20 protein-coding genes are annotated in these 24,470 nt (G+C 65.3%); 12 read left to right on the forward strand and 8 right to left on the reverse strand.

Annotated elements, in window-relative coordinates; all coding sequences use genetic code 11:
• Window positions 1-29: 29 nt before the first annotated feature.
• From B5V03_RS26860 to B5V03_RS26875, 4 genes are read left to right on the forward strand one after another with little or no spacing between them, the layout of a single operon-like run.
• Complete coding sequence (locus B5V03_RS26860) at window positions 30-827, forward strand: transporter substrate-binding domain-containing protein (protein ID WP_129273366.1); 798 nt, start codon at window positions 30-32, stop codon at window positions 825-827.
• Window positions 828-885: 58 nt separating this feature from the next.
• Window positions 886-1,230, forward strand: coding sequence for a RidA family protein (locus B5V03_RS26865; RefSeq protein WP_027557462.1), 345 nt, complete (start codon window positions 886-888; stop codon window positions 1,228-1,230).
• Between the two features lie 58 nt (window positions 1,231-1,288).
• Window positions 1,289-2,320, forward strand: a complete 1,032-nt coding sequence (locus tag B5V03_RS26870; RefSeq protein ID WP_129273367.1) for a succinylglutamate desuccinylase/aspartoacylase family protein — start codon at window positions 1,289-1,291, stop codon at window positions 2,318-2,320.
• A gap of 41 nt (window positions 2,321-2,361) precedes the next feature.
• On the forward strand, window positions 2,362-3,426 hold the full coding sequence (locus B5V03_RS26875; RefSeq protein WP_129273368.1) for a LacI family DNA-binding transcriptional regulator: 1,065 nt from the start codon (window positions 2,362-2,364) through the stop codon (window positions 3,424-3,426).
• Window positions 3,427-3,432: 6 nt separating this feature from the next.
• On the opposite strand, the gene B5V03_RS26880 is transcribed toward B5V03_RS26875, so the two are convergent.
• Together B5V03_RS26880 and B5V03_RS26885 are read right to left on the reverse strand one after the other, a co-directional pair.
• Complete coding sequence (locus tag B5V03_RS26880) at window positions 3,433-3,756, reverse strand: hypothetical protein (protein ID WP_129273369.1); 324 nt, start codon at window positions 3,754-3,756, stop codon at window positions 3,433-3,435.
• Window positions 3,757-3,908: 152 nt separating this feature from the next.
• Window positions 3,909-4,931: an NADP-dependent oxidoreductase gene (locus tag B5V03_RS26885; protein ID WP_164988307.1), complete on the reverse strand. Its 1,023-nt coding sequence runs from the start codon at window positions 4,929-4,931 to the stop codon at window positions 3,909-3,911.
• A 137-nt stretch (window positions 4,932-5,068) separates the two neighbouring features.
• Here B5V03_RS26885 and B5V03_RS26890 point away from each other — a divergent pair, with 137 nt between their 5' ends.
• Window positions 5,069-7,198, forward strand: a complete 2,130-nt coding sequence (locus tag B5V03_RS26890; RefSeq protein WP_245502349.1) for a methyl-accepting chemotaxis protein — start codon at window positions 5,069-5,071, stop codon at window positions 7,196-7,198.
• 170 nt (window positions 7,199-7,368) lie between these two features.
• Window positions 7,369-7,833 (forward strand): hypothetical protein, encoded by a 465-nt coding sequence (locus tag B5V03_RS26895; protein ID WP_129273371.1) that lies wholly within the window; start codon window positions 7,369-7,371, stop codon window positions 7,831-7,833.
• A gap of 16 nt (window positions 7,834-7,849) precedes the next feature.
• Here the strand turns inward: B5V03_RS26895 and guaB are convergent, their stop codons facing one another.
• The gene (gene guaB / locus B5V03_RS26900; RefSeq protein WP_129273372.1) at window positions 7,850-9,340 is read right to left on the reverse strand and encodes an IMP dehydrogenase; all 1,491 of its coding nucleotides are present in this window, start codon (window positions 9,338-9,340) and stop codon (window positions 7,850-7,852) included.
• Window positions 9,341-9,759: 419 nt separating this feature from the next.
• Between guaB and B5V03_RS26905 the strand changes: the two genes are divergently transcribed.
• Window positions 9,760-11,250, forward strand: a complete 1,491-nt coding sequence (locus B5V03_RS26905) for a DHA2 family efflux MFS transporter permease subunit (RefSeq protein ID WP_129273373.1) — start codon at window positions 9,760-9,762, stop codon at window positions 11,248-11,250.
• Here B5V03_RS26905 and B5V03_RS26910 read toward each other — a convergent pair.
• The 3 genes from B5V03_RS26910 to B5V03_RS26920 form a co-directional block, all read right to left on the reverse strand.
• A complete protein-coding gene (locus tag B5V03_RS26910) occupies window positions 11,242-13,068 on the reverse strand; it encodes a hypothetical protein (protein WP_129273374.1) in 1,827 nt (608 codons plus the stop codon). The two genes, B5V03_RS26905 and B5V03_RS26910, sit on opposite strands and share 9 nt — an antisense overlap.
• A 316-nt stretch (window positions 13,069-13,384) precedes the next feature.
• Window positions 13,385-14,074: an RlmE family RNA methyltransferase gene (locus tag B5V03_RS26915; RefSeq protein WP_129273375.1), complete on the reverse strand. Its 690-nt coding sequence runs from the start codon at window positions 14,072-14,074 to the stop codon at window positions 13,385-13,387.
• Between the two features lies 1 nt (window position 14,075).
• Window positions 14,076-15,146, reverse strand: coding sequence for a Ppx/GppA phosphatase family protein (locus B5V03_RS26920; RefSeq protein WP_129273376.1), 1,071 nt, complete (start codon window positions 15,144-15,146; stop codon window positions 14,076-14,078).
• A 211-nt stretch (window positions 15,147-15,357) separates the two neighbouring features.
• On the opposite strand from B5V03_RS26920, the gene B5V03_RS26925 reads away from it, so the two are divergent.
• Window positions 15,358-17,727, forward strand: coding sequence for a xanthine dehydrogenase family protein molybdopterin-binding subunit (locus B5V03_RS26925; protein ID WP_129273377.1), 2,370 nt, complete (start codon window positions 15,358-15,360; stop codon window positions 17,725-17,727).
• 163 nt (window positions 17,728-17,890) lie between these two features.
• On the opposite strand, the gene B5V03_RS41690 is transcribed toward B5V03_RS26925, so the two are convergent.
• A complete protein-coding gene (locus tag B5V03_RS41690) occupies window positions 17,891-18,688 on the reverse strand; it encodes a hypothetical protein (protein WP_164988308.1) in 798 nt (265 codons plus the stop codon).
• 105 nt (window positions 18,689-18,793) lie between these two features.
• On the opposite strand from B5V03_RS41690, the gene B5V03_RS26935 reads away from it, so the two are divergent.
• From B5V03_RS26935 to B5V03_RS26945, 3 genes are all read left to right on the forward strand, one after another.
• Window positions 18,794-19,297: a YaiI/YqxD family protein gene (locus B5V03_RS26935; RefSeq protein WP_129273378.1), complete on the forward strand. Its 504-nt coding sequence runs from the start codon at window positions 18,794-18,796 to the stop codon at window positions 19,295-19,297.
• A 2-nt stretch (window positions 19,298-19,299) separates the two neighbouring features.
• Window positions 19,300-21,111 (forward strand): ABC-F family ATP-binding cassette domain-containing protein, encoded by a 1,812-nt coding sequence (locus tag B5V03_RS26940; RefSeq protein WP_129273379.1) that lies wholly within the window; start codon window positions 19,300-19,302, stop codon window positions 21,109-21,111.
• Window positions 21,112-21,175: 64 nt separating this feature from the next.
• A complete protein-coding gene (locus B5V03_RS26945; RefSeq protein ID WP_129273380.1) occupies window positions 21,176-22,255 on the forward strand; it encodes a D-TA family PLP-dependent enzyme in 1,080 nt (359 codons plus the stop codon).
• On the opposite strand, the gene B5V03_RS26950 is transcribed toward B5V03_RS26945, so the two are convergent.
• Window positions 22,256-23,158, reverse strand: a complete 903-nt coding sequence (locus tag B5V03_RS26950) for a LysR family transcriptional regulator (RefSeq protein ID WP_129273381.1) — start codon at window positions 23,156-23,158, stop codon at window positions 22,256-22,258. It lies immediately after the preceding gene.
• A gap of 93 nt (window positions 23,159-23,251) precedes the next feature.
• Between B5V03_RS26950 and B5V03_RS26955 the strand changes: the two genes are divergently transcribed.
• Window positions 23,252-24,469, forward strand: coding sequence for an MFS transporter (locus tag B5V03_RS26955; RefSeq protein WP_129273382.1), 1,218 nt, complete (start codon window positions 23,252-23,254; stop codon window positions 24,467-24,469).
• Window position 24,470: the final 1 nt, after the last annotated feature.

Here is a 24,470-nt window from a genome sequence, read left to right on the forward strand (position 1 = left end):
AACCCGCCATCCGCCACCAGGAGAGAGTCATGAGACAACTGAAGTCCCTCTTTGCGATCGCAGCCACTGCGCTTGCCGTCATTGCTGCGCCGAACCTTGCCCACGCCGACAAGCTCCAGGACGTGCTCGGCTCGGGCAAGCTCCGCGTCGGCCTTCTGACCGATGCCGCGCCGTGGGGCTTCAAGGATGACAAGGGCGAGATCGCAGGCCTCGACGCCGATCTTGCCAAGCTGATCGCCGCCGACATGGGCGTGAAGCTCGAGCTGGTCCCAGTCACCGGCGCCGCGCGTATTCCCAGCCTTCTGTCGGACAAGATCGACATCTTGATCGCGGGCCTCGGCGCCACGCCCGAGCGCGCCCAGCAGGTGATGTTCTCGCAGCCCTATGCGGTGGTGAATCTCGGCGTCTACGGTGCCAAGTCAATTCCGGCCGCCGGCGGCAAGAAGCCCGACAATCTCGACGGCCGCAGCGTTGCCGTGGCCAAGGGCTCGACGCTCGACGTCTGGCTCACCGACAACGCGCCGAAGGTGAAGCTGGTGCGTTTCGAGGACACGCCGGCCGCCCTCGCCGCCTACCTCGCGGGACAGGCCGACACATTTGCCGAGAACAGCGCCATCGCGCTGAAGGTGCAGGACCAGAACCCGACCAAGGAGGTCGAGCTGAAATTCCTGATCCGCCAGTCTCCCGCCCATGTCGGCGTTCGCCAGGGCGAGCAGAACCTGCTCAACTGGATCAACACCGACATCTTCTTCAACAAGCTCAACGGCAAGCTCGGCGCCTTGCAGCTGAAATGGTTCAAGGAAGAGCAGACGCTTCCGACGCTGTAAGCTCGCACGCGCTCCCGCGCGCGTCGCGGGAGCCTCACCTTCACGAGGAGACTTTCAGATGATCAAACGTTACGTCGTGGGTTCACGCATGAGCCAGGCGGTCGCCGCCGGCGGCATGGTGCACATCGCTGGTCAAGTGGCGGATGACCGCAAGGCCGGCATCGTGTCGCAGACCCAGCAGGTGCTCGCCAAGATCGACGCGCTGCTGAAGGAGGCCGGCTCCGACCGCTCCAAGCTGATCGCGGTCAACGTCTTCCTGCCGCACATCATCGACTTCGACACCATGAACTCGGTCTACGATGCCTGGATCGATCCGGCCAATCCGCCGGCGCGCGCCTGCGTCGAGGCTCGCCTTGCCGATCCCGATTTGCGTGTCGAGATGACCGCGGTCGCCTTGCTCTGACGAGCGCTTCTTCCAACCTTCGGCCGGCGTCGGCAACGACGCGGCCCCGAGGCCTCCCATGCATACCGGACTGTTCCACAACATCGATTTCGAGAAGGACCAGAAATGGTCCGGCCATCTCGGCATTCCCTTCTCGATCGACCGCTCGCCCTATTACCAGCTCAAGATCCCGATCTTCCGGATCAAGAACGACGCCGGCCCCAAGCTTCTTTTGATGGCCGGCAATCACGGCGACGAATATGAGGGCGAGATCACGCTGACGCGGCTGTATCGCCGGCTCGATGCTGCCGCCATCAAGGGTGAGATTACCATCCTGCCCTTCGCCAACTGGCCCGCCGTGATGGCGGCGCGCCGCCGCTCGCCGCTGGACGAGGGCAACCTCAATCGCGCCTTCCCCGGCGATGCCGCGGGCACGCCAACGTTTCGTCTGGCGCATTTCCTCGAGCACGAGCTGTTTCCGCGGCATGACGTCGTGTTCGATATCCACTCCGGTGGCACCTCGATGGCCCATGTGCCCTGCGCGCTGATCGAGCGGCAGGGACCGCCCGAGATGTTTGGTCATGCGCTGCGCCTGATGGAGGGGTTGGGCATGCCCTTCGCCTTCGTCGCCGAGAACGGCGCGACCGCGCCGACCTCGATGGCGGCAACCGCGCGCGCCGGCGCGATCGGGCTGTCGGGCGAATTCGGCGGCGGCGGTACCGTCACGCCGGAGACCATGGCGCTCACCGCGCGCGCCGTCGATCGCCTGCTGCTGGCGCTCGGCATCGTCCAGGCACCAGTGCTGGGACCGCATGCGCCGGTCGAACGCGCCACTGAGCTACTGGCGCTGCAAAGCCACGCACAGGCGGTGTTCGCGACGCGGCGCGGCTGGTTCGAGCCCGCGGTCACAGTCGGCGCGCGCGTGGCGGCTGGCGATGTCGCCGGCTGGTATCACGACTTCGAGCGACCGGAACTGCCGGAAGAGGTGCTGCGCTTTCCCGCAGACGGCATCGTGATCTCGCAGCGCCTGCACACCGACAGCCAGAGCGGCGACTGCCTGGTCCAGGTCGGCCGCGCCTTGAAGCGCGAGGAGGTTTTGACGACGAGCTGAGTTCGATTAGCCTCCTGTTGCATCCACCCTTTCAGGATTCGATGACCGATCCGGCAAAGCCAGGCTATGACGACGTGGTGCGCATTCCGGCGCCGCCCGGCCGCGCCAGCGCGACCGGACGGCCGCCGCGCATCGAGGAGGTGGCAGAGCGCGCGGGCGTGTCGCCGATCACGGTGTCGCGGGTGTTGCGCCACCCCGAGAAGGTCAATCGCGAAACCCGCGAGCGCATTCTCGAAGTGATCGAGGCGACCGGCTACGCCTCCAACCCGCACGCGCGCGCGCTGCGCTCGGGCCGGTCGAATTTAGTCGTCGCCTTCGTCTCCAACATCCTCAGCCAGCAGTTCGGCCTTGCGGTGCGCAGCTTCGCGGCGACGCTGGAGCCTGAGGGTTTCGAGGTGCTGGTCGGCCAGACCTCCTACTCCTATGCCAAGGAAGTCGCGATGATCCAGTCGCTGCGCGGCATCCGCCCCGCAGCGGTGCTGTTCACCGGCGTGATCGAGCTCGAGGAGAACCGCGCGGCGCTTGCCGAGCTCGGCATTCCCGTGATCGAGACCTGGGCGTTTCCGCGCGACCCCATCGACATGCTGGTCGGACTGCCCAATGCGGATGCCGGCGCGATGGCGGCGCGCAGGCTGGCTGAGGCCGGTCGCCGCCGCGTTGCCTTCATCGGACGCAGCAGTGGCCGCGGCGCGCTGCGCCGCGACGGTTTTCGTGCGGCAGCGGCCGAGCTTGGGCTCACGATCGTTCACGAGATCCTCGTTGGGGAGGTCACAGGGTTAGTTGACGGACGCGCCGCCTTCACCGCCCTGCTCGAGCGCGGCGGCGACGTCGATGCGGTGTTCTGCGCCAACGACCTGCTCGCGACCGGCGCGCTGATCGAGGCCCGCGCCCGCGGCCTGTCGGTGCCGCGCGACCTCGCGGTGCTCGGCTTCGGCGACAACGACGTCGCCGATCAGATCACGCCCGGCCTCACCACCATCTCGTTCGACGCGACGGCAGTGGGGCGCATCGCGGGCGAGCTCTTGCTGGCGCGCCTGTCCGGCACGCAACTGGCCGAACAGAGGCTGGCCGTCGATCTGTTCCTGGTCGAGCGCGGCAGCGTCTGAGCGTGCTTACGCGACGCTCTTGAGATCCTGCTGGATCGCAGCGAGCAACGATTCCAGCGCGGCGCTGTTCACCGGCTTCGCTTCAGCGATCGCGGGCTGGACACTGGCAGACCGGACACTGCCGGTCCGGACACTGCCGGGCTGCACAGCCTTGACCGGACGCTTCGGGAACGGCGGTAGCGCCGGCATCGCGGCCTGCGCGAAATCGCCCGCCTCCTCGGCGTGGACGAACTTGCCATGAATGACGTCGTCGTGGCGGCCCATGACGAACATCGCCACCCAATAGCCGGCAGCCAGAAGGATTACGCAGAAAATACTGATCTCTAACATCGCAGCACCTAAAATATGCGCGATGATTCAATGCCTTCGCCGGTCCGTCAATGAACCGACGGTCACACCCGCGGCTTTTGCGGACGGGTGTGGCCGTTCGGTGACTCTTTTTTAACCATCCAGCCCGCCAAAGGCGGTGGATTGCAGCCAAATCAGGCTTTGTCCGGCCCGACCCGCACCAGCTGCTTGCCGAAATTGGCGCCCTTCAGCAGCCCCATGAAGGCACCGGGCGCGCTCTCCAGGCCCTCGGTGACGAACTCCTTGTACTTTACCTTGCCGTCGCGGACCCACCCAGACATGTCGCGCAGGAAGTCGCCATGGCGGGCGGCGAAGTCGGAGACGATGAAGCCGCGGAAGGTCAGCCGCTTGGTCAGGGTCGCGCGCATCATCGCGCCAGCCCATTTCGGCGGCTTGGCCTCGGTGTCGTTGTAATGCGCGATGAGGCCGCAGACCGGCACACGCGCGAATGGATTGAGCAGCGGAAACACCGCCTCGAACACGGCGCCGCCGACATTCTCGAAATAGACGTCGATGCCCTTCGGACAGGCGTCCTTCAGCTTGGCGGCCAGATCAGGATCGCGGTGATCGATGCAGGCATCGAAGCCGAGCTCCTTCACCACGTAGTCGCACTTGTCCTTGCCACCGGCGATGCCGACAGCGCGCGCCCCCTTGATCTTCGCGATCTGGCCAACGGCCGAGCCGACCGCGCCGGAGGCGCCGGCGACAACGACGGTCTCACCCTCTTGTGGCTTGCCGATGTCGAGCAGGCCCGTATACGCCGTCATGCCAGGCATGCCGAGCACGCCGATGGACGTGGAGATCGGACCGAGCTTGGGATCGACCTTCGTCAGGCCCTTGCCGTTCGAGATCGCATGCGACTGCCAGCCGGTACGAGCTCGCACGATGTCTCCTACCGCGAAGTCAGGATTGTTGGAGGCCGCGACCTCGCTGACCGCCTCGCCTTCCATCACGCCGCCGATCGGCACGGGTGCGGCGTAGGACGGACCATCGCTCATGCGGCCGCGCATATAGGGATCGAGCGACAGCCAGATCGTGCGCAGCAGGACTTCGCCCTGCCCTGGCGTTGGGACGGCGAATTCCTCAATGCGGAAATCTGACGGCTTTGGCTCGCCAACGGGACGCGCGGCGAGAACGATGCGCTTGGCTTGGGACATGATGGCTTCCTCCGGATTGCTTGTCGCCATGATTTAGGGGGAGCGGCGCGGCGAAGCAAACTCCCGGTCAATTAAGGCTTTGGTCGCGATTGCGAACTAAAATTGCGTGGCCATTCCACGATCAAAGAGCCGATCCGGTGCCAGAGCTTTCCCTGCCGTCCGAACCTTCCTCCAACATCGGAACGAAGGGCGGCATCAGCCTGCGCTGGCGTGTCCTGGCAGGCAATCTGATCACGAGCCTTCTGGCGGTCGCGTTCGCAGGCGCCGTCGCCTGGGGCGGATGGGGCGATCTGCGCAAACGGGAGGCGGCCGCGCGCTCGCTGACCGCCTTCGAGCTGACGATGAAGGCGAGCAGCCTGGTTCCGGTCGAACGCACCGCCTGGTTCGCGGTGGCAACCCCGGCCGACCCCGCCACGCCTGAAAAACTATCAACCCTGGACAAGACCGTCGCCAGCACGGACGCCGCCGTCGCCGCGGCCAAGGCGGCTATTCTCGCAGCCGAGCTGCCAACGAAATCGATCGAAGCAACCGAGCAGGCGTTGCAGCAGCTGCGCAGTGCAGGCCGTCAGGCCGTGGTCCTGCCCAAGCCGCAACGCCCCGCCAACAGCCAGACGGCGATCGTGGATGGACTTGCACGCTCCATCGACGCCCTCACCGCGGCGACAAGCGAGGCCTCGATCAACCTGTCGCGGACCGGCAGCGACATCGAGAACCTGCTGCCTTCGGCGGCGTTGGCGCAGAGCGCACAAAGCATGCGCGCCATCAATGGCGCACGTGCCGCCGTGCTCGGCCTGTTTGCCCGCAACCAGCCCTTGTCCGCAGCCCAGCGCGTCGAGGTGACGGAATTGACGGGTCAGGTCGCGCTGATCTGGATGCAGATCGAGCAGGGCGTGCACAATGTCGGCGATGCGCCGGCGCTCGTGAACGCCATCGACAAGGTGCGCGCGAAGCTGATGACCGAAGGCGAGCCGCGACTTCGCGAGATGGTCGCGGCCGCACGTGAAGGCCGTCCGAGCCCGATCAGCGAGGCCGAGTGGCCCGGCTGGCTCGCGCCCGTCATGAACAGCGTGCTCGTTCTGCGCGACGCCGCCCTGACCTTTGCCCACGACGCCAATGACGCTGCGATCGCGCAGGCGCAGATGCGGCTGACCTGGGCGCTCGCGGCCCTGCTGGTTGTGCTGATCGCCTCGGTCGCCGTCGTGATCGCCGTGATGCGCCAGGTGATCGGCCCGCTGGTGCGACTGACCGGAACGACGCTGCGGCTCGCCGACGGCGAGCTCGACGCTGAAATCCCCGACGGGCATCGCAAGGACGAGATCGGCACCATGGCTGGCGCGCTCCAGATCTTCAAGAACGCCCTGGTCTCGAAAAAGCTCGCCGACGAGGATGCTGCCCGCAACGCCGAAGCGCAGATCGAACGTGGTCGCCGCGTCAACGTCATCACGCGCGATTTCGAGGTCGCGATCGGCGAGATCGTCAGCACGGTGTCGTCGGCGGCAACCAAGCTCGAAGGTTCGGCCGGCACCTTGAACACGACAGCCGATCGCTCGCAAACGCTGACGACGGCCGTCGCGGCTGCGTCGGAGGAGGCATCCGCCAACGTGCAATCGGTCGCTTCCGCGACCGAGGAGCTGACGTCGTCGGTCAACGAGATCAGCCGGCAGGTTCAGGAATCCGCGCGCGTGGCCGGCGACGCCGTCGAGCAGGCCCGCCGCACCAACGAACGCGTCGGCGAATTGTCGCTAGCGGCAAGCCGGATCGGCGACGTCATCGAGCTCATCAACTCGATCGCAGGCCAGACCAATCTGTTGGCGCTGAACGCGACGATCGAGGCCGCCCGCGCCGGCGACGCCGGCCGCGGCTTCGCCGTTGTCGCCTCGGAGGTAAAGGCACTGGCGCAGCAGACCGCGAAGGCGACCGAGGAAATCCAGCAGCAGATCGGCAGCGTCCAGACGGCGACGCAGGAATCCGTCGGCGCCATCAAGGCGATCGGCGAGACGATCGGGAGACTGTCGGAAATCTCCTCGACGATTGCCGCCGCCGTCGAGGAACAGGGCGCAGCCACGCAGGAGATTGCGCGAAACGTGCAGCAGGCCGCGCACGGCACCCAGCAGGTCTCCGCCAACATCAATGACGTCCAGCAGGGCGCCAGCGAGACCGGCTCGGCCTCGTCCCAGGTGCTGACCGCCGCCCAACTGCTCGCCTCGGATTCGAGCCGCCTCAAGCTCGAGGTCGGGAAATTTCTCGAGGCCGTGCGCGCGGCCTAGAGGCGGCGCCAAAGACCCCGTCTTCCGGAAAATTTTAAGGGCCGGATTAAGGCCGCGATCGACCCATCTCTACTAGTCTAGGCTGTATCAAGGCGGTCGCCTCGCCTCTGCCGTGCGCGGCATCATCGGCGGCGGCAAAAGTGGTCAGCAAAATAACAGTTGGACGGGAAATGACATCGCTGAGGCAGCACGTCGGGCAAATGGGTCTCGCAGCCCCGAAGAGCATGGCATGGAAAATAACGGCCGCCCTGGCTTCCTTGCCGATACTGATCTTTGTGATCGGCCCCATAGTTACTGCGTGGCTCTCAGACGCATCCCCTGATTTTCGTGAAGCGGCCCACTATTTCGCAGGTTTCGTGCTCATCCTCTCGCCAACATGGATCGCACTCTTGCTCAATCATCCTTGTGTCTTGTTTATATTCCTGTTGAATTTCCTATCCTTCTTCATGTCCCTCCTCTGCCTGGCCGGGATAGCTGTCAACAGCTGGGTCGGCCTCGGCGGCCAAGCGTGGTGGTCAATCCTGGCGTGGCCGGCCGCGCTGATCTGGTCGTTCATCAACACCAAAAGACCGGCCGCCGCGGAGCTGGATCATTCCGCTCCGCCGATCCCATCACCGATAACGATCAGCACATGACCTCGCGTCGGGCGAACTAGCCGCCGCCCGGATAGTTCGGGGCCTCGCGCGTGATGGTCACGTCGTGGACGTGGCTTTCGCGCAGGCCTGCGCCGGTGATGCGGACGAAGTTTGCCTTGTCGTGCAATTCCTTCATGTCCTTGGCGCCGACATAGCCCATCGCGGCACGAAGACCGCCGGCGAGCTGGTGCATGACATTGCCGACCGGACCCTTGTAGGGCACCTGGCCCTCGATGCCTTCGGGCACGAGCTTGAGTGTGTCCTTGATGTCCTGCTGGAAGTAGCGATCCGCCGAACCGCGCGCCATCGCGCCGACGGAGCCCATGCCGCGATAGGCCTTGTAGGAACGGCCCTGCCACAGGAACACTTCGCCCGGCGTCTCGTCGGTGCCGGCGAGCAGCGAGCCGACCATCGCGATGTCGGCACCGGCGGCGAGCGCTTTCGCAAGATCGCCGGAGAATTTGATGCCGCCGTCGGCGATGACGGGGATATCCGACTTCTTCGCGGCTTCCACCGCATCCATGATCGCGGTGAGCTGGGGAACGCCCACGCCGGCGACGATGCGCGTGGTGCAGATCGAGCCCGGGCCGATGCCGACCTTGATGCAGTCCGCCCCCGCATCGATCAGCGCCTGCGCGCCTTCGGACGTCGCCACGTTGCCGGCCACGACCTGCACCGAGTTGGACAGGCGCTTGATGCGGTTCACCGCATGCAGCACGTGACGGGAATGGCCATGCGCGGTGTCGACGACGACGAGATCGACGCCGGCATCGATCAGCCGCTCGGTGCGCTCGAAGCCGCTATCACCGACGGTGGTGGCGGCGGCGACGCGCAGGCGCCCCTGCGCGTCCTTGCAGGCGAGCGGATGGGCGACCGCCTTCTCCATGTCCTTGACGGTGACCAGGCCGACGCAGCGATACTGCTCGTCGACCACCAGCAGCTTCTCGATGCGATGCTGGTGCAGCATCCGCCGCGCCTCGTCCTGGTTGACATTCTCGCGCACGGTGACGAGACCTTCATGCGTCATCAGCTCGGAGACTTTTTGCCGGCGGTCGGTGGCAAAGCGCACATCGCGGTTGGTGAGGATGCCGACCAGCTTGCCTGGCGTGTTCTTGCCTGCGCCAGTGACGACGGGAATGCCGGAGATGCCGTGGTCGCTCATGAGCTTGAGCGCGTCATCCAGCGTGGCGTCGGGGCTGATGGTGAGCGGGTTCACCACCATGCCCGATTCGTAGCGCTTGACCTGCCGCACCTGGGCGGCCTGCCCTTCGGGATCGAAATTGCGGTGGATGACGCCGAGGCCGCCGGCCTGCGCCATGGCGATCGCCATGCGGGATTCGGTGACGGTGTCCATGGCAGAGGCCATGATCGGAATGTTGAGCGGAATGGCGCGGGTCACGCGGGAGCGGATATCGACCTCGCCCGGCATCACGTCCGACAGGCCCGGCTTCAACAGCACGTCGTCGAACGTAAAGGCTTCGCGAATGCCTTGTTGCACCGTGGCCATGTGCCAACTCCTTCCGCGGCCCTGCCGCAAATAGCTATGGATGAGCGCCGCCCACGGCGTACCTTGCGGCATCGCCTGAGAATCGGAGCCCATCGGTGGGGTTGACGCGGGTCGATAGCATGCCCGCGTGACGAATCAAAGCAATTCGGCCCGCTGGCCAGCCATGCACAGGCTTTTTAGGTAAATTCAGCGTGGATAGCCCATGCTCACTGCCATTCCGGGGCGCGATGGGTGGCGCGTCCGCGAGCGACGCGAGAGCGAGACGACGTGTCCCGCCATCGGGCGCAACCCTGAAGGGAGGGTCACACCGTTGTTACGCAGGATTTAGGTGCTATGCGTTGATCCGCAATGGTCCCGGTCTGATGGCGGTGATAAGCCGCAATTGCGCCCCTCCTTCCGATTTCCATTACCAATCCGTCATGGTCGACAAGCAACGCATCATTCCGCTGATCGTGGCCACTGCTCTCTTCATGGAGAACATGGACTCGACCGTCATAGCCACCTCGCTGCCGGCGATCGCGGCCGATATCGGCACCAGCCCGCTGACGCTGAAGCTCGCGATCACCTCCTACCTGCTGTCGCTGGCCGTGTTCATCCCGGCGAGCGGCTGGACCGCCGACCGGTTCGGCGCGCGGATGGTGTTCGCGATCGCGGTCGGCGTGTTCATGGTGGGATCGGTCGGTTGCGCGCTCTCGACCTCTGTCACCGACTTCGTGTTCGCGCGCATCCTGCAAGGCATGGGCGGCGCCATGATGACGCCGGTCGGGCGTCTGGTGCTGCTGCGCTCGGTGGACAAGAGCGCGCTGGTCAATGCGATGGCCTGGGTGACGATCCCAGCCCTGATCGGTCCCGTGATCGGGCCGCCGCTCGGCGGCTTCATCACGACCTATGCGTCGTGGCACTGGATCTTCCTGATCAACATCCCGATCGGGCTGCTCGGCATCTTCATGGCCTTGAAGTTCATTGATCCGATCAAGAGCGACGAGCGGGAGCCGTTCGACCTCTACGGCATGGTGCTCGCGGGGCTGGGGCTCGCCGGCATCGCCTTCGGTCTGTCCGTTGCCGGCCTCAATTTGCTGCCGTGGAGCACGATCGCAGCCCTCGTCGTGGGCGGTTCGATCTCGATGACGCTCTATGTCATTCACGCCCGGCGAACGGGATCGCCGGTGCTGGACTTTTCGCTGCTCAAGCTGCCGACGCTGCGCGCGGCGATCCTCGGCGGCTTCCTGTTCCGCCTCGGCATCGGCGCGCTGCCCTTCCTGCTGCCGCTCCTGATGCAGATCGGCTTCGGCCTGTCGCCGTTCCATTCGGGCCTCGTCACCTTCGCCTCCTCGCTCGGGGCCATGGGCATGAAGACGCTGGCCGCGCGCCTCATCCGCACCTTCGGCTTCCGCAATCTGATGACGGTGAACGCGATCGTCAGCGCCGTCTTCCTCGCCGCCTGTGCGCTGTTCACGGTGAGCACGCCGCTGCTGATCATCATGATCATCCTGGTGGTCGGCGGCTTCTTCCGCTCGCTCGAGTTCACCGCGATCAACACGGTCGCCTATGCCGACGTCGAGCCGCCGCAGATGAGCCGCGCCACCACGCTCGTCAGCGTCAACCAGCAGCTCGCGGTCTCCGCCGGCGTCGCCGTCGGCGCAGCCTCGGTGGAGACGACGATGTGGCTCAGCCACGTCAGCGAGCTCAACGCCACCGTGTTCGCGCCCGCCTTCGTCGTGGTGGCGCTGACCTCGGCGGTATCGAGCTTCTTCTTCTGGCAGATGCCCGCGGACGCCGGCCACGAGATCTCCGGCCGCAAGGCGGTGGATATTTCCAGCCGCAAGGGTGCCGCCAAGAGCGCGGCGAGCGCCGCCGTCAAGACGGCGACGGAAGATACCCAGGACGTGCGGGATCAGCGGCTAGGGTGACTGCCGTTCGATCCGGTAGAGGACCACGCCGAGCCCCAGCGGCGACGCGCTGCTGATTGCGAGCTGATTGTCCGACACATGGCCCGTGGTCTGCGGGTCGACGAGTTGCAGCTCGGGTGAAGGATGCGTGCCATCCGGCTTCAGGAAGGCGGAGAGATTGCTCGTATTGGCATCGATCAAATACCGCTTGACCGTCACGGGACCGGTATAGCCTTGGGGGCCCCAGAGGTTGCCAATGTTGATCGTGAAGATTTCGGGCGTCTCGACCGTCGAACTGGCGTTGTTGTTGAACACCGACGAATTGTAATTGTAGACGAGAACGCTCGCCGAATTCGCATCGCTGGTTACGAACGCACCTAGATTAGAAGCTGATCCGGTCGGCGACACGGTGACCGCATTGCGGGTGCCCGTCATCATGTTGAACATCTTGAAGACATTGGCCACAGGCTTTGGATAATAATGCACCCCGCCGCTGGCGTCGGTGAGCTTGTGCATCATGCTTTGCATGCCCAGGTCGCCGTCCGCAGCGTTGCCGACGGCGTCGCTCAGGATCAGATAGGATCCTGCCGTGATGCCATCAGCCACGGCTTCGGTCAGGAAAGCTGCCGCCCATGCCGCGCCGGTGTGAGTATAGTTGATGTTGGCGCCGATCGCAGCCGGTCCCCACTCCGTCAGGAACAGCGGCGTGTTCGGTTTTCCCAGGGCGGTCAATTTGGCCTTGACGGTGTCCGTCACGAATTTCAGCGTCGTCTTCGGTCCCGCGCCGGGATCCCAGCCAAAGCCGTTCTGGAAGTCGCCGTAATAGTGGAACGAGAAGCGATCGAGCGGCGCGTTGAACTTCCCGGTCAGCGCTGTCGGGCTCAACATCTGATCGAGAAAATCCTCTTCCAGGGTCTGCTGGCCGTGCAACGGATACCAATTGAAGCCGGCGCTCGAGAATGCCGGACCTGCAATTTCAATGGTTTTGCCGGGATACGTTCCGCTCGCAGCAAGCTCGTCCCTGACCGTCTTGATCACGTCTGCGTAGATCTTCTGGATCGGAGAGATGGCATGCTCCACGCGCCGTTTATCGGTTGAGTAAGGATAAGACCCCGGCATCCCCGGCCACCCGTGGACATCGAAGGAGCTTGGATCGATCCACCACAGCCAGCGTTCCCAGGGGCCCAACGGCGCGAGCTTGTTGTTCGCAGGATGGTTCTGGTCGAAGGTCTGCGGCGAACTGTCGGCGATGTCGAGCTCGTTGCTGACTTCGAAGATCACCGACGGCGCACCGTTGTCGAACGCCCTGGTCACGATGAAGCGCACCAGGCGATCCGCGTAGGTCTTGTACAGCGCAAGGGTCGCCGGGCTCCAGTTCTCCGCGCCATCGTAGGGCGACGCCGGCGTCCTGCCGATGAAGCTCGGCGGCATGAACGAGCCCACCGCCGCATGAACCGACAGACCGTTGTTGAGCGACCAGGGCAAGGTCCAGTCGATCAGATTGCAGCCGCCCGAGGTTACCGGCGTAAACACGTAGCTGCCGTCGGGATTCCTGACGGCGCTTCCGTCGGGATTCGCCGCGATCGTGACGCTACCAAGATTGCCGTTCGCATCCAGGTCGCACAGATTGTCGCCCTGGAGCATGCGGAGCCGCTTGATCTTGAGCTCGGCGATTCTCGCCGACAGCGCCGAGAGCGCCGTACCCATCGCGGGCTCTGCCGGAACATTCGCTCCCTGGTAGATGTTCTGCAAAGTCTTGAGGTCGTCGCAGCCGGCACCCGCGCAGAGCTGTACGATCGACGATGCATCGACGAAAATGCCGGCGTCGGCAGCGGCCATCCGCACCTGGCTCAGGCTGAGGGCCGTAGCGGCAAGAGCCGCAAGAACAAGACGACGATCTTGCCGGCCGGCTCGACGGGCGCGATTAGTCAGGATGCACATGCCATTCCCCAAAAACAGGATTGCCCGCCTAGATTGCGGCAAGCAGCATCATCACCCTCGATCGCTACAGGATTATGATACTATAACATATTTTATGATATCTATATTCCGCGCGGCTTCGCACGCGCGAATGCGCGCCGCGACAAGCACGACGCCGGCGCAACTCCAGAACATTGGAAGGATGAGCGAACCGCTCGGGAGAAAATCCCGACTGCTATTCTCGGTCCGCTCCGCCCCGAAACCCCGTCGCGAGCACGTAGCGCTCCGACGAATCCTGTCGGCTCGCAGCGGGCTTCACATGGCGCACCGTCGCAAAATCGCGCTTGAGCTGGGCGAGGAGGTCGGCGTCAGCGCCACTCTGGAACGCCTTCGCCAAAAAAGTCCCGCCGGGCTTCAGGACGTCGCAGGCAAAGGCGGCGGCGGTCTCGATCAGGCCGACGATGCGGAGCTGATCGGTCTTGCGGTGGCCGGTGGTGTTGGCGGCCATGTCGGACATCACGACGTCCGCGCCGCCCCCGAGCATCGCGGTGAGCTTTTCCGGTGCATCATTGTCCATGAAGTCGAGCTGCGCGAACTCGACGCCGGCAATCTCTGGCATTTCCAGCAGATCGATCGCGATCACCTTGCCCTTGCCGTCAACCGAGCCGACGCGCTTGGCCGCGATCTGGCTCCAGCCGCCTGGTGCCGCGCCGAGGTCAACCACGGCCATACCCGATTTCAGCAGGCGATATTTGTCGTCGATCTCGAGCAGCTTGAACGCGGCGCGCGAGCGATAGCCGAGCGCCTTCGCCTTGACGACATAGGGATCGTTGAGCTGCCGCTCCAGCCAGAGCTTCGACGAGAGCTTGCGCTTGCCGTGGGTTTTGACCTGGACGTGCAAGCGGCCGGTGGTGTCCTTGGCCATCTCACCAGCTCCTGAGCGCGCCGTCTTCGCGCATCATCTCGACCAGCATGCCCTCGCGCAGGCCCCGGTCGGCGACGCGCAGGCGCGGCAGCGGGAACGCGCTCCTGATCGCATCGAGGATGGCGCAGCCGGCGAGCACGAGATCGGCGCGCTCGACGCTGATGCAGCTGTTGTTCGCGCGCTCCTCATAGCTCATGCCGAGCAGCTTGCTGATGGTGGCGGTGATGTCGGAATCGTTCATCCAGATGCTGTCGATGCGGCGGCGGTCATAGCGCGCGAGATTGAGGTGGATGCCGGCGAGCGTCGTCACCGTGCCTGATGTGCCGAGCAGGTGCATATCGGTGAGATCGCGGCCGTGCTGTTCCGCGAACGGCGCGACGTGGTGTGCGACCTCCCGCTCCATCGCGGCGTAGATCTCCGGCGTCACGTCGCGGCCGCCGAACTGCTCGGCAAGCGTGACCACGCCATACGGGATCGACATCCAGGCATTGATACGCGGCTCCGGATTGGTGGAATCGCGCTCGATCCGCACCAGCTCGGTCGAACCGCCGCCGATGTCGAACAGGATCGCGCCCCTGCCCCTGGGATCCACCAGCGGCGAGCAGCCAAGCACGGCGAGCGAAGCCTCGGTCTCGCGGTCGATCACCTCGAGCTCGATACCGGTCTCGGCCGCGACGCGGCTGCGGAAACCTTCCGCGTTCGAGGCGGCGCGGCAGGCTTCGGTCGCGATCAGCCGCAGCCGCCTGGCCTTACGGAGGTTGATCTTGTCCCGGCAGATGCTGAGCGCAGCGATGGCGCGTTCGATCGCGGCCTCGCTGATGCAGCCGGTCGCCGAGACGCCCTCGCCGAGCCGGATGATGCGCGAGAAGGAATCGACCACGCGAAAGCCATCGCTGGTCGGACAGGCGATCAGCAGCCTGCAATTGTTGGTGCCGAGGTCCAGCGCCGCATAGACACCGGTTCCCGCTTGCGCGGGGACGGCCGGTTCGGGGGCCAACGCCACCGCCGCCATCGACCCCTCCAGCTCACCGTGCGGCGCATGGCCGTCGCGGAGCCGCGTGTGGTCATTCATACAAACTGTCTTTCCGCGGCCGGTCGGGCCGGTCTGGAATTGATTTTTCGCCTGAAACATTAGCAGCGCGGCAGGCCTGCGCAACAACGCATCACATAGGACCATGCCCATTCGTGCGTTGTCGTGAACGGGGCCGTGGGTTATTTTTGGAGGGTCCGGTCCTCCAGGCGCCCCCCAAAACGCGCAATTGCCGGCTTTTCAGGTCATTTCCATGCAAGAACACACCAAATCCTCCACGCTCGAAAACGCTATTGCACTGCAAAAATACGGCGTCGGGCAACCCGTCCGCCGCAAGGAAGACGACACCCTGGTGCGCGGCAAGGGCCGCTACACCGACGATTTCAACCTGCCCGGCCAGGCCTATGCCGTGATCGTCCGCTCCACCCATGCCCATGGCATCATCCGCGCCATCGGAACCGACGCCGCCAGGGCGATGCCGGGCGTGCTGGGGGTCTGGACCGGCAAGGACCTCGATGCCGCCGGCTACGGCCCCTTCACCTGCGGCCTGCCGCTGAAAAGCCGCGACGGCTCGCCCCTGCTCCAGACCAACCGCCCGCCGCTCGCAACCGACAAGGTCCGCTTCGTCGGCGATCCCGTCGCCTTCGTGGTGGCGGAGACGCTCGCCCAGGCGCGCGATGCGGCCGAGGCCGTCGAGGTCGATATCGAGCCGCTGCCGGCGGTGACCGATCCCGAGGACGCCGCCAAGCCCGGCGCGCCCCAGCTCTACGACCACATCCCGAACAACGTCGCGCTCGACTACCACTATGGCGACATGGACAAGGTCAACGCGGCGTTCGCCAGCGCCGCCCATGTCACCAAGGTCGACATCGACAACACCCGCGTCGCCGTGGTCTCGATGGAACCGCGCGTGGGGCTTGCCTCCTACGACAAGACAACCGAGCGCTACACCATCCAGATGCCGACGCAGGGCGTTGCGGGTAACCGCGCCAACCTCGCCAAGAACCTGAAAGTACCGAACGAGAAGGTGCGCATCCTCACCGCCAATGTCGGCGGCTCCTTCGGCATGAAGAACGTCAACTATCCCGAATACATGTGCATCCTTTATGCGGCGAAGGCATTGGGTAAGCCGGTGAAATGGCTGGACGAGCGCTCGACCAGCTTCCTCTCCGACAGCCACGGCCGTGCCCAGAAGATTCACGCTGAGCTCGCGCTCGATGCCGAGGGCCACTTCCTCGCGGCAAAACTGTCCGGCTACGGCAATCTCGGCGCCTACATCACCGGCGTTGCACCGGGACCGCTGTCGCTCAATACCGGCAAGAACTTTTCCAGCGTCTACCGCACGCCGCTGATGGGCGTCGACATCAAGACGGTCTTGACCAACACCACGCTGATGGGCGCCTATCGCGGCGCTGGCCGGCCCGAGGCCAACTATTACATGGAGCGGCTGATCGACCGTGCCGCCGACGAGATGGGCATCAACCGCCTGACGCTGCGCAAGCGCAACTTCATCAAGCAGAACCAGATGCCGTTCGCGGCGTCCTCCGGCGTCACCTATGACAGCGGCGACTTCCAGGCCGTCTTCAGCAAGGCGCTCGAGATCTCCGACCACGAGAACTTTGCCAAGCGCAAGAAGGAGAGCAAGAAGGCCGGCAAGCTGCGCGGCATCGCCGTCGGCTCCTATCTCGAGGTCACGGCACCACCGAGCCCCGAGCTCGGCAAGATCGTGTTCGATGCCGATGGCAGCGTGCAGCTCATCACCGGCACGCTCGATTACGGCCAGGGCCACGCGTCCGCCTTCGCGCAGGTGCTGTGCGCGCAGCTGGGCGTGCCCTTCGACAGCGTCAAGCTGGTGCAGGGCGACAGCGACATCGTCCACACCGGCAACGGCACCGGCGGCTCGCGCTCGATCACCGCAAGCGGCATGGCGATCGTGGGCGCTGCCAAGCTCGTCATCGAGAAGGGCAAGCGCGCCGCCGCGCACATGCTCGAAGCCTCCGAAGCCGACATCGAGTTCGCCGACGGCAGCTTTACGATCGCCGGCACCGACCGGAGCATCGACATCATGGAGCTGGCGAAGAAGCTGCATGACGGCAAGACGCCGGACGGCGTGCCTGACTCACTCGACGTCGACCACACCAGCGATCCGGTGCCGTCGGCCTTCCCTAACGGTTGCCACGTTGCTGAAGTGGAGATCGATCCCGACACCGGCGTGGTGCAGATCGTGCGCTACAGCGCGGTGAACGATTTCGGCACGGTGATCAACCCGATGCTGGTCGCGGGCCAGCTCCATGGCGGTGTCGTCCAGGGTATTGGCCAGGCGCTGATGGAGCACGTCCGCTACGACGAGAGCGGCCAGCCGATCACGGGCTCGCTGATGGACTACGCCCTGCCCCGCGCTGAAGATGTGCCGTTCATGGAGGTCGGCGATCATCCCGTGCCGGCCACGACCAATCCGCTCGGCAGCAAGGGCTGCGGTGAAGCCGGCTGCGCCGGCAGCCTGTCTACGGTGGTGAACGCGGTGCTCGATGCGCTCTCGGAGTATGGCATCAAGCACATCGACATGCCGCTGACGCCTGAGAGGGTGTGGCGCGCGATCCAGGACGCGAAGCGGGCGGCGTAAGGGGCTCGCGCGCGCTCCCCAGTTTTCCGCTGTCACCACCCGCGAAGGCGGGTGGTCCAGTATTCCAGAGACGGCGCGGCTAGAAACGATAAGCCGCGGCGTACTGGATTCCCCGCCTTCGAGGGGAATGACAGCGAATATGGGGACGCGCTGTGCCCCTCCCCTACGCCGCCTGCTCACGCGGCATGTAGATCGCGGTGTGCAGGCAATGCGCAAGAGGCGTGGTGCCGTTGGCAACCACGAGTGCGTCGAGCTCGACGAAACGGTGGCCCTTCTTTTCGTAGTTCGCGGTGACCTTGGCCCGCGCGGTGATCTCGTCACCAGCGCGCGCCGCTGACAAAAGCTGCATGCGGCTGCCGACGTGGATCCACGGGCCCAGAATAGTGTTGTCGACGAGGACGCGGTTCATGACGCGCTGGATCAGGCCGGGGTGGCAAAACCCCTCGCGCGCGAAGATCGGATCATTTTCCCTGACATCGGCGAGATAGCCGGTCGCATCCCGCCCGGCCCAGCGGCGCGGCGCCGTGCCCAGCCATTTGCCTGTCTCGAACGTCGCGGGACTGACCGGCTTGCGCTCGGCCACAGACGGGACCGCGACATAGTCGCCCAGCAAAACCGCAGGCGCTGCGGCCGGCAGCGAGGCCGTCCCGGTCGCGCACAGCTCGGTACGACCGAACACCTCGATCGTGAGCAGGCCGTTGTGCTCGGTCGCATCGACGTCCGCCGTCTCGCCGTCATAGACCGGCTTGATGAAGCGGGCCTCGACCAGCCCGCGCGACAAGAAATCGCGGCCCCAGCGCGCCACCGGCACGTGCATCATATAGGCGAAGACATCGACGCCGGGGACCAGCCCGCCGGAAAAGCCGAAGCGGCGCGCCACCGTGTCGTCATGCATCTTGTTTTCGGACTGCTTGGCGGTGTTGTAGGCCTCGACACGGTAGGTTTCGAGCCGGTTCGGCATGGTGGGCCTTCCCTAAATTCTTGTTGTTTCGGGCCGATCGTAGGCCCCCGGGAACACCGGTCAATCCCCTCGCCTTTGCGGCCCGAATGGGGTACCACGCGGCGAATGACTGACACCCCCACCCGCATCTATATCGACGCCGACGCCTGCCCGGTGAAGGACGAAATCTACCGCGTCGCGAGCCGGCATGGCGTGCCCGTGAGCGTGGTCGCCGGCAACTTTATTCGCGTGCCGCAGGACCCGCTGATCGAGCGCATTGCCGCGGGCAGCGGCATGGACGCGGCCGACGACTGGATCGCCGAGCGGGCCAAGCCGGGCGACGTCGTCGTGACCTCCGACATTCCGCTGGCGAGCCGCTGCGTGAAGGCGGGCGCCGACGTGATCGCGCCGAACGGCAAGCCGTTCACGGAGGAATCGATCGGGATGACGCTGGCGGTGCGCAATCTGATGACGGATCTGCGCTCGGCCGGCGAGGTCACGGGCGGCCCGCGCTCGTTCTCGCCGCGCGACCGCTCCACCTTTCTCTCGGCGCTCGACCAGACGCTGCGCCGGATCCAGCGCCGCCGCGCCGATCAGGCCGCAACGAGCCAGAATTTGAGTCAAGGCTAGTCATGGCGCCGCCGCTAATTCAACTCAAGGACATCAAGCTGACCTTTGGCGGCACGCCGCTGCTGTCAGGCGTCGAGCTCAATGTCGCACCATCCGAGCGCGTCTGCCTGATCGGTCGCAACGGCTCGGGCAAGTCGACGCTGCTGAAGATCGCGGCCGGCCTCGTCGAGGCCGACGGCGGCACGCGCTTCGTGCAGCCGGGCGCGACCGTCCGCTATCTGCCGCAGGAGCCTGATTTCGGCGAGCACAAGACCACGCTCGCTTATGTCGAAGCCGGACTCGCACCGGGCGACGATCCGTACCAGGCGCGCTATCTGGTGGAGCAGCTCGGGCTGACCGGCGAAGAGAACCCGGCCAACGTCTCCGGCGGGGAGGCCCGCCGCGCGGCGCTCGCCCGGGTGCTGGCGCCCTCGCCCGACATCTTGCTGCTGGACGAGCCGACCAACCATCTCGATCTCTCCACCATCGAATGGCTGGAAAAGGAGCTCGACTCCAGGCGCAGCGCGCTGGTGATCATCAGCCATGACCGCCGCTTCCTCGCCAATCTCTCGCGCTCCACGGCGTGGCTCGACCGCGGCAAGATCAAGCAGATCGATCGTGGCTTTGCCTCGTTCGAGAGCTGGCGCGATGAGGTGCTGGCGGAAGAGGAACGCGACCAGCACAAGCTCGACCGCAAGATCGTCGACGAGGAGCACTGGCTGCGCCACGGCGTCTCCGGCCGCCGCAAGCGCAACGTCAAGCGGCTCGGCAATCTGCACGCACTGCGCGACCAGCGGCGCAATTATCGCGGCACCGCCGGCAGCGCCAATCTCGCCGCCGCGGAAGCCGAGCAATCCGGCAAGCTCGTGATCGAGGCCAAGGGCGTCACCAAGGCTTTTGGCGATCGCATGATCATCGACAATTTTTCCACCCGCATCCAGCGCGGCGACCGGCTCGGCATCGTCGGCCCGAACGGCGCCGGCAAGACCACGCTGGTCAATCTGCTCACCGGCGGCGCGCAACCTGATTCCGGCACGATACGACTCGGCGCCAATCTGGAGATGGCGACGCTCGACCAGCACCGCGAAAGCCTCGATCCCAAGACGACGCTGGCAGACGCGCTGACTGGCGGCCGCGGCGACCAGATCATGGTCGGCGGCAAGCCGAAGCATGTCGTCGGCTACATGAAGGACTTTTTGTTCGCGCAGGAGCAGCGCGGCACGCCGCTGGAGGTGCTCTCCGGCGGCGAACGTGGCCGGCTGATGCTGGCGCGCGCGCTGGCAAAACCTTCGAACCTGCTGGTGCTGGACGAGCCGACCAACGATCTCGATCTCGAGACCCTCGACGTGCTCGAAGACATGCTCGGCGATTACGAGGGCACGGTGATCCTGATCAGCCATGACCGCGACTTCCTCGATCGCGTCGTCACCTCGGTGATCGCGCCAGAGGGCAACGGCAAGTGGACGGAATATGCCGGCGGCTACAGCGACATGCTGGCGCAACGCGGCGCGGATTTGAAGCGCGAGACGGCAAAAGCGCAGGCACCTGCGGAGAAGAAAGAGGAGCGCGCTGCGGCTCCCTCGTCCGCGCCCAAGCGGAAGCTGAGCTTCAACGACAAGCACGCGCTGGAAACGCTACCGAAGAAGATGGAAAAATTGCAGGCCGATATCGCCAGGCTGCAACGCGTGCTCGACGATCCCAACCTCTACGCCAGGGATCGCAAGACATTCGACGACACCTCCGCCGCTATCGCCAAGGCGCATGACGAATTGTCCACCGCCGAAGAGCGCTGGCTCGAACTTGAAATGCTCCGTGAAGAGATTGAACAGGCCTAGCGCGCATTCCGCAAAAGTGGGCACCGGTTTTGCGACCAGAATGCGCGCCAACTAAGAGACTCCCATGACAACGCCCCTCGCCGCCAAGATCGCACGTGAATACGGTACTCCTTGCGCCGTCATCGACATGGACAAGGTCGAGCGCAACATCGCGCGGATCCAGAAGGCCTGCGACGACGCTGGAGTAGCCAACCGTCCCCACATCAAGACGCACAAGAACCCGACGATCGCAAAAATGCAGGTCGCGGCCGGCGCCAAGGGCATCACCTGCCAGAAGCTCGGCGAGGCCGAGATCATGGCCAATACCGGCATCGACGACATCCTGATCAGCTACAATCTGCTCGGCGAAGAGAAGATGGCGCGGCTCGGCGCGCTCCAGGCCAAGGCCAACATGACGGTCGCCGCCGACAATTCCACCGTCGTCGCGGGTCTGCCGAAGGCAGCTGCAGCCTCAGGCCGTCCGCTCTCGGTCGTCGTCGAATGCGACACGGGCCGCAGGCGCGCGGGCGTCGAGACGCCGGCGGAAGCGATTGCGCTGGCGCGCGAGATCGCCGCGTCCCAGGGGCTGCAATTCGCGGGCTTCATGATGTACCCGACCGAGACCGGCTGGGCGGATGCGCAGAAGTTCTTCGATGAGGCGCTGGCCGGCGTGCGCGCACACGGGCTCGATGCAAGGATCGTCTCGACCGGCGGCACGCCGAACCTCGTTAACATCGGCAAGCTCAAGGGAGGCACCGAGCACCGTTTCGGCACCTACATCTACAACGACCGCATGCAGGTCGCGGCTGGCTCCGCCACCTGGGACGATTGCGCGCTGCACATCTATTCGACCGTGGTGAGCCGTGCCGCGCCCGAACGCGGCATTCTGGACGCCGGCTCGAAGACGCTGACAACCGACACCGGCGGGCTCGACGGCCACGGCCTGATCCTCGAGCACCCCGAAGCCAAGATCGCGCGCTTCGCCGAGGAGCACGGCTTTCTCGACCTCTCCCGCAGCAACACGCGGCCGAATGTCGGCGACGTGGTGCGGATCGTGCCCAATCATGTTTGCGTCGTCGTCAACATGATGGACGAAGTCGTGATGGTCCGCGGCGAGGAGATCATCGGCACGCTGCCCGTGGCGGCGCGCGGGAAGCTACGGTAGCTAGCCCCCGATCAGCGCCTGGAGCTCCCGGACCAGCCCTTCGCGGAAGAGTTTGATCGGCCGCTCCAGCCGACCGGCTGGGGGGCGATGCACTACCCATGCGCGCACGGCGGGCTTGAAGTCGTTCGCAGCAACCGGCTTGAGCTTGTCGCGAAACGCGCTGTGCTTCAGCGCGATCGGAGTGACCAGCCCGACGCCGAGGCCGCGCGACACCAGCGACAGGCGAAGTTCGCTATCCAGCGCCTCGACGGCGATGTTGAACGGCAGATGCTCGGCATCGAACTTTCGTCTCAGCGTGTCGCGAAATCCGCAGCCGTCCTGGTTGATCACCCACGATAGCTGCGACAGGCGCTCCAGATCGACGGTGCGCGGGATCTTCATGTCGCGCGCGACGACGAACACGACCGGCTGCGCGCCGAGGTCGTCGGCGATGAGATCGGCGGGCGGCGCTGCCCCGTCGGGCAGGCAGATTGCGGCAGCATCCAACTCGTTGCGGCTGACCCGCTCGACCTGGTTGGGCGACCAGCCCGAGACGACGCGCACGCTCAGCGCCGGAAATTCGGCACGCACCGCATCGAGCGGCGCGCTGAGTCCGGCCTCGGAGAGAAACGGCGTGAGGCCGAGTCTGAACTCGCCGCGCACCACGCCGTCATTGGCGACGCCGGCCTTGAAATCATCCAGCATCCTGAGCAGGCGCCGGCCCTGCTCATAGGCCTCATGACCTGCGGCTGTGGGCTTCAGCGGCTTCGACAGACGGTCCAACAATTGCGCGCCCAGCATCTCCTCGAGATTCTGGATGCGCCGCGTCACGCCGGGCTGCGTGAGATTGAGGCGGGCTGACGCCGCGACGATCGATCCGGTCTCGACCACAGCAACGAACGCGATGAGGTCACGGGTATTCATAACAAACTCGCATATTCTTTATAGGCTTAATTGAATTGTAGCATATTAGACCTGCGGCTTAAAGGGGACCGGCACTGAGCCCGACGAGGTCCCATGACGATTTCCGAAACCACCAAGCTTACGTCCCGAAACCAGCTCGCCGAGCGGCCCCCGATCTGGCTTGGCGCCATCACCGCCGGTGTCGTCGTCACCAATCTGTTCGCGCCGCAGATCCTGCTCGGGCTGATCGGGCGCTCATTGTCGATGCCCGCGTGGCAGGTGGGCCTGATCAGCACGCTGACGCTGCTCGGCTATGCGCTCGGCCTCCTTCTGCTCGTTCCCCTCGTCGATCTCGCGGAGAACCGGCGCGTCATCCTGCGCACGCTCGGCTGTGCCATCCTTGCCGCGCTCGCCACGGCGCTTGCGCCAGCGCCATCACTGCTGCTGCTCGCGACCTTCGTTCTCGGCGCCTGCTGCGCGGCGATCCAGATGATGGTTCCGCTGGTTGCATCCATGGTGACGCCGGAGCGTCGCGGCCAGGCCATCGGCGAGGTGATGAGCGGATTGATGATCGGCATCCTGTTGTCGCGGCCTGCGGCGAGCCTGATCGCCGATCTCTGGAGCTGGCGCGCCTATTACGTCGTCTCGGCCGCTCTGATGGCTCTGCTTGCCGGCGCGCTCGCGCGTTACCTTCCAACCCTTCAACCGACGGCACGCACGAGTTACGCCGAATTGCTCCTCTCCTTTCCAAAGCTGCTGCGCGAAGAGCCCGTGCTGCGCGTGCGCGCCTGGACCGCATCGCTGGTCATGGCTTCCTTCACCGCCTTCTGGTCGGCGATCGCGCTGCGGCTGCCGGAGGCGCCGTTCGGCCTCGATGCCAGGGGAATAGCCGCTTTCGCACTGATCGGCGTCGCCGGTGCCGCGGCGACCCCGATGGCGGGCCGCTGGGGCGACAAGGGCTGGGCACGCCCGATGTTTGTCGCTGCCCACCTGCTCATCATCGGCTCGCTCGCGCTCTGTGCCTGGGCCGGCGCGCTGGAGTCCTCCTTCTCCGCACTATTCGTACTGAGCCTCGGGACGATCTTTCTCGACGTCGGCATCACGACCGACCAGACGCTCGGCCGCCGCGCGATCAACCTTTTGCGTCCCGAAGCGCGCGGCCGCATCAACGGCCTGTTCGTCGCGCTGTTCTTCATCGGTGGCGGTGTCGGTGCCGCGTCGGCCTCACTGGCTTGGAGCTATGGCGGCTGGACCATGGTTTGCGCCGTGGCCGCGAGCTTCGGTCTGCTCGGTTTGATTACGGATCTCGTGACGAGGACGGGAACCTCGTGAT

Source organism: Bradyrhizobium betae (genome assembly GCF_004123905.1).
Taxonomy (GTDB): domain Bacteria; phylum Pseudomonadota; class Alphaproteobacteria; order Rhizobiales; family Xanthobacteraceae; genus Bradyrhizobium; species Bradyrhizobium betae_A.

Bases quoted from the DNA above. Each gene is read 5' to 3' on its own strand.
- B5V03_RS26860 (WP_129273366.1), top strand. From the start codon at position 30: ATGAGACAACTGAAGTCCCTCTTTGCGATCGCAGCCACTGCGCTTGCC.
- B5V03_RS26875 (WP_129273368.1), top strand. From the start codon at position 2,362: ATGACCGATCCGGCAAAGCCAGGCTATGACGACGTGGTGCGCATTCCG.
- B5V03_RS26955 (WP_129273382.1), top strand. From the start codon at position 23,252: ATGACGATTTCCGAAACCACCAAGCTTACGTCCCGAAACCAGCTCGCC.
- B5V03_RS26920 (WP_129273376.1), bottom strand. From the start codon at position 15,146: ATGAATGACCACACGCGGCTCCGCGACGGCCATGCGCCGCACGGTGAG.
- B5V03_RS26915 (WP_129273375.1), bottom strand. From the start codon at position 14,074: ATGGCCAAGGACACCACCGGCCGCTTGCACGTCCAGGTCAAAACCCAC.
- B5V03_RS26940 (WP_129273379.1), top strand. From the start codon at position 19,300: ATGGCGCCGCCGCTAATTCAACTCAAGGACATCAAGCTGACCTTTGGC.
- B5V03_RS41690 (WP_164988308.1), bottom strand. From the start codon at position 18,688: ATGCCGAACCGGCTCGAAACCTACCGTGTCGAGGCCTACAACACCGCC.
- B5V03_RS26870 (WP_129273367.1), top strand. From the start codon at position 1,289: ATGCATACCGGACTGTTCCACAACATCGATTTCGAGAAGGACCAGAAA.
- B5V03_RS26885 (WP_164988307.1), bottom strand. From the start codon at position 4,931: ATGTCCCAAGCCAAGCGCATCGTTCTCGCCGCGCGTCCCGTTGGCGAG.
- B5V03_RS26880 (WP_129273369.1), bottom strand. From the start codon at position 3,756: ATGTTAGAGATCAGTATTTTCTGCGTAATCCTTCTGGCTGCCGGCTAT.
- B5V03_RS26910 (WP_129273374.1), bottom strand. From the start codon at position 13,068: ATGGCCGCTGCCGACGCCGGCATTTTCGTCGATGCATCGTCGATCGTA.
- B5V03_RS26935 (WP_129273378.1), top strand. From the start codon at position 18,794: ATGACTGACACCCCCACCCGCATCTATATCGACGCCGACGCCTGCCCG.
- B5V03_RS26945 (WP_129273380.1), top strand. From the start codon at position 21,176: ATGACAACGCCCCTCGCCGCCAAGATCGCACGTGAATACGGTACTCCT.
- B5V03_RS26925 (WP_129273377.1), top strand. From the start codon at position 15,358: ATGCAAGAACACACCAAATCCTCCACGCTCGAAAACGCTATTGCACTG.
- B5V03_RS26865 (WP_027557462.1), top strand. From the start codon at position 886: ATGATCAAACGTTACGTCGTGGGTTCACGCATGAGCCAGGCGGTCGCC.
- B5V03_RS26895 (WP_129273371.1), top strand. From the start codon at position 7,369: ATGACATCGCTGAGGCAGCACGTCGGGCAAATGGGTCTCGCAGCCCCG.
- guaB (WP_129273372.1), bottom strand. From the start codon at position 9,340: ATGGCCACGGTGCAACAAGGCATTCGCGAAGCCTTTACGTTCGACGAC.
- B5V03_RS26905 (WP_129273373.1), top strand. From the start codon at position 9,760: ATGGTCGACAAGCAACGCATCATTCCGCTGATCGTGGCCACTGCTCTC.
- B5V03_RS26950 (WP_129273381.1), bottom strand. From the start codon at position 23,158: ATGAATACCCGTGACCTCATCGCGTTCGTTGCTGTGGTCGAGACCGGA.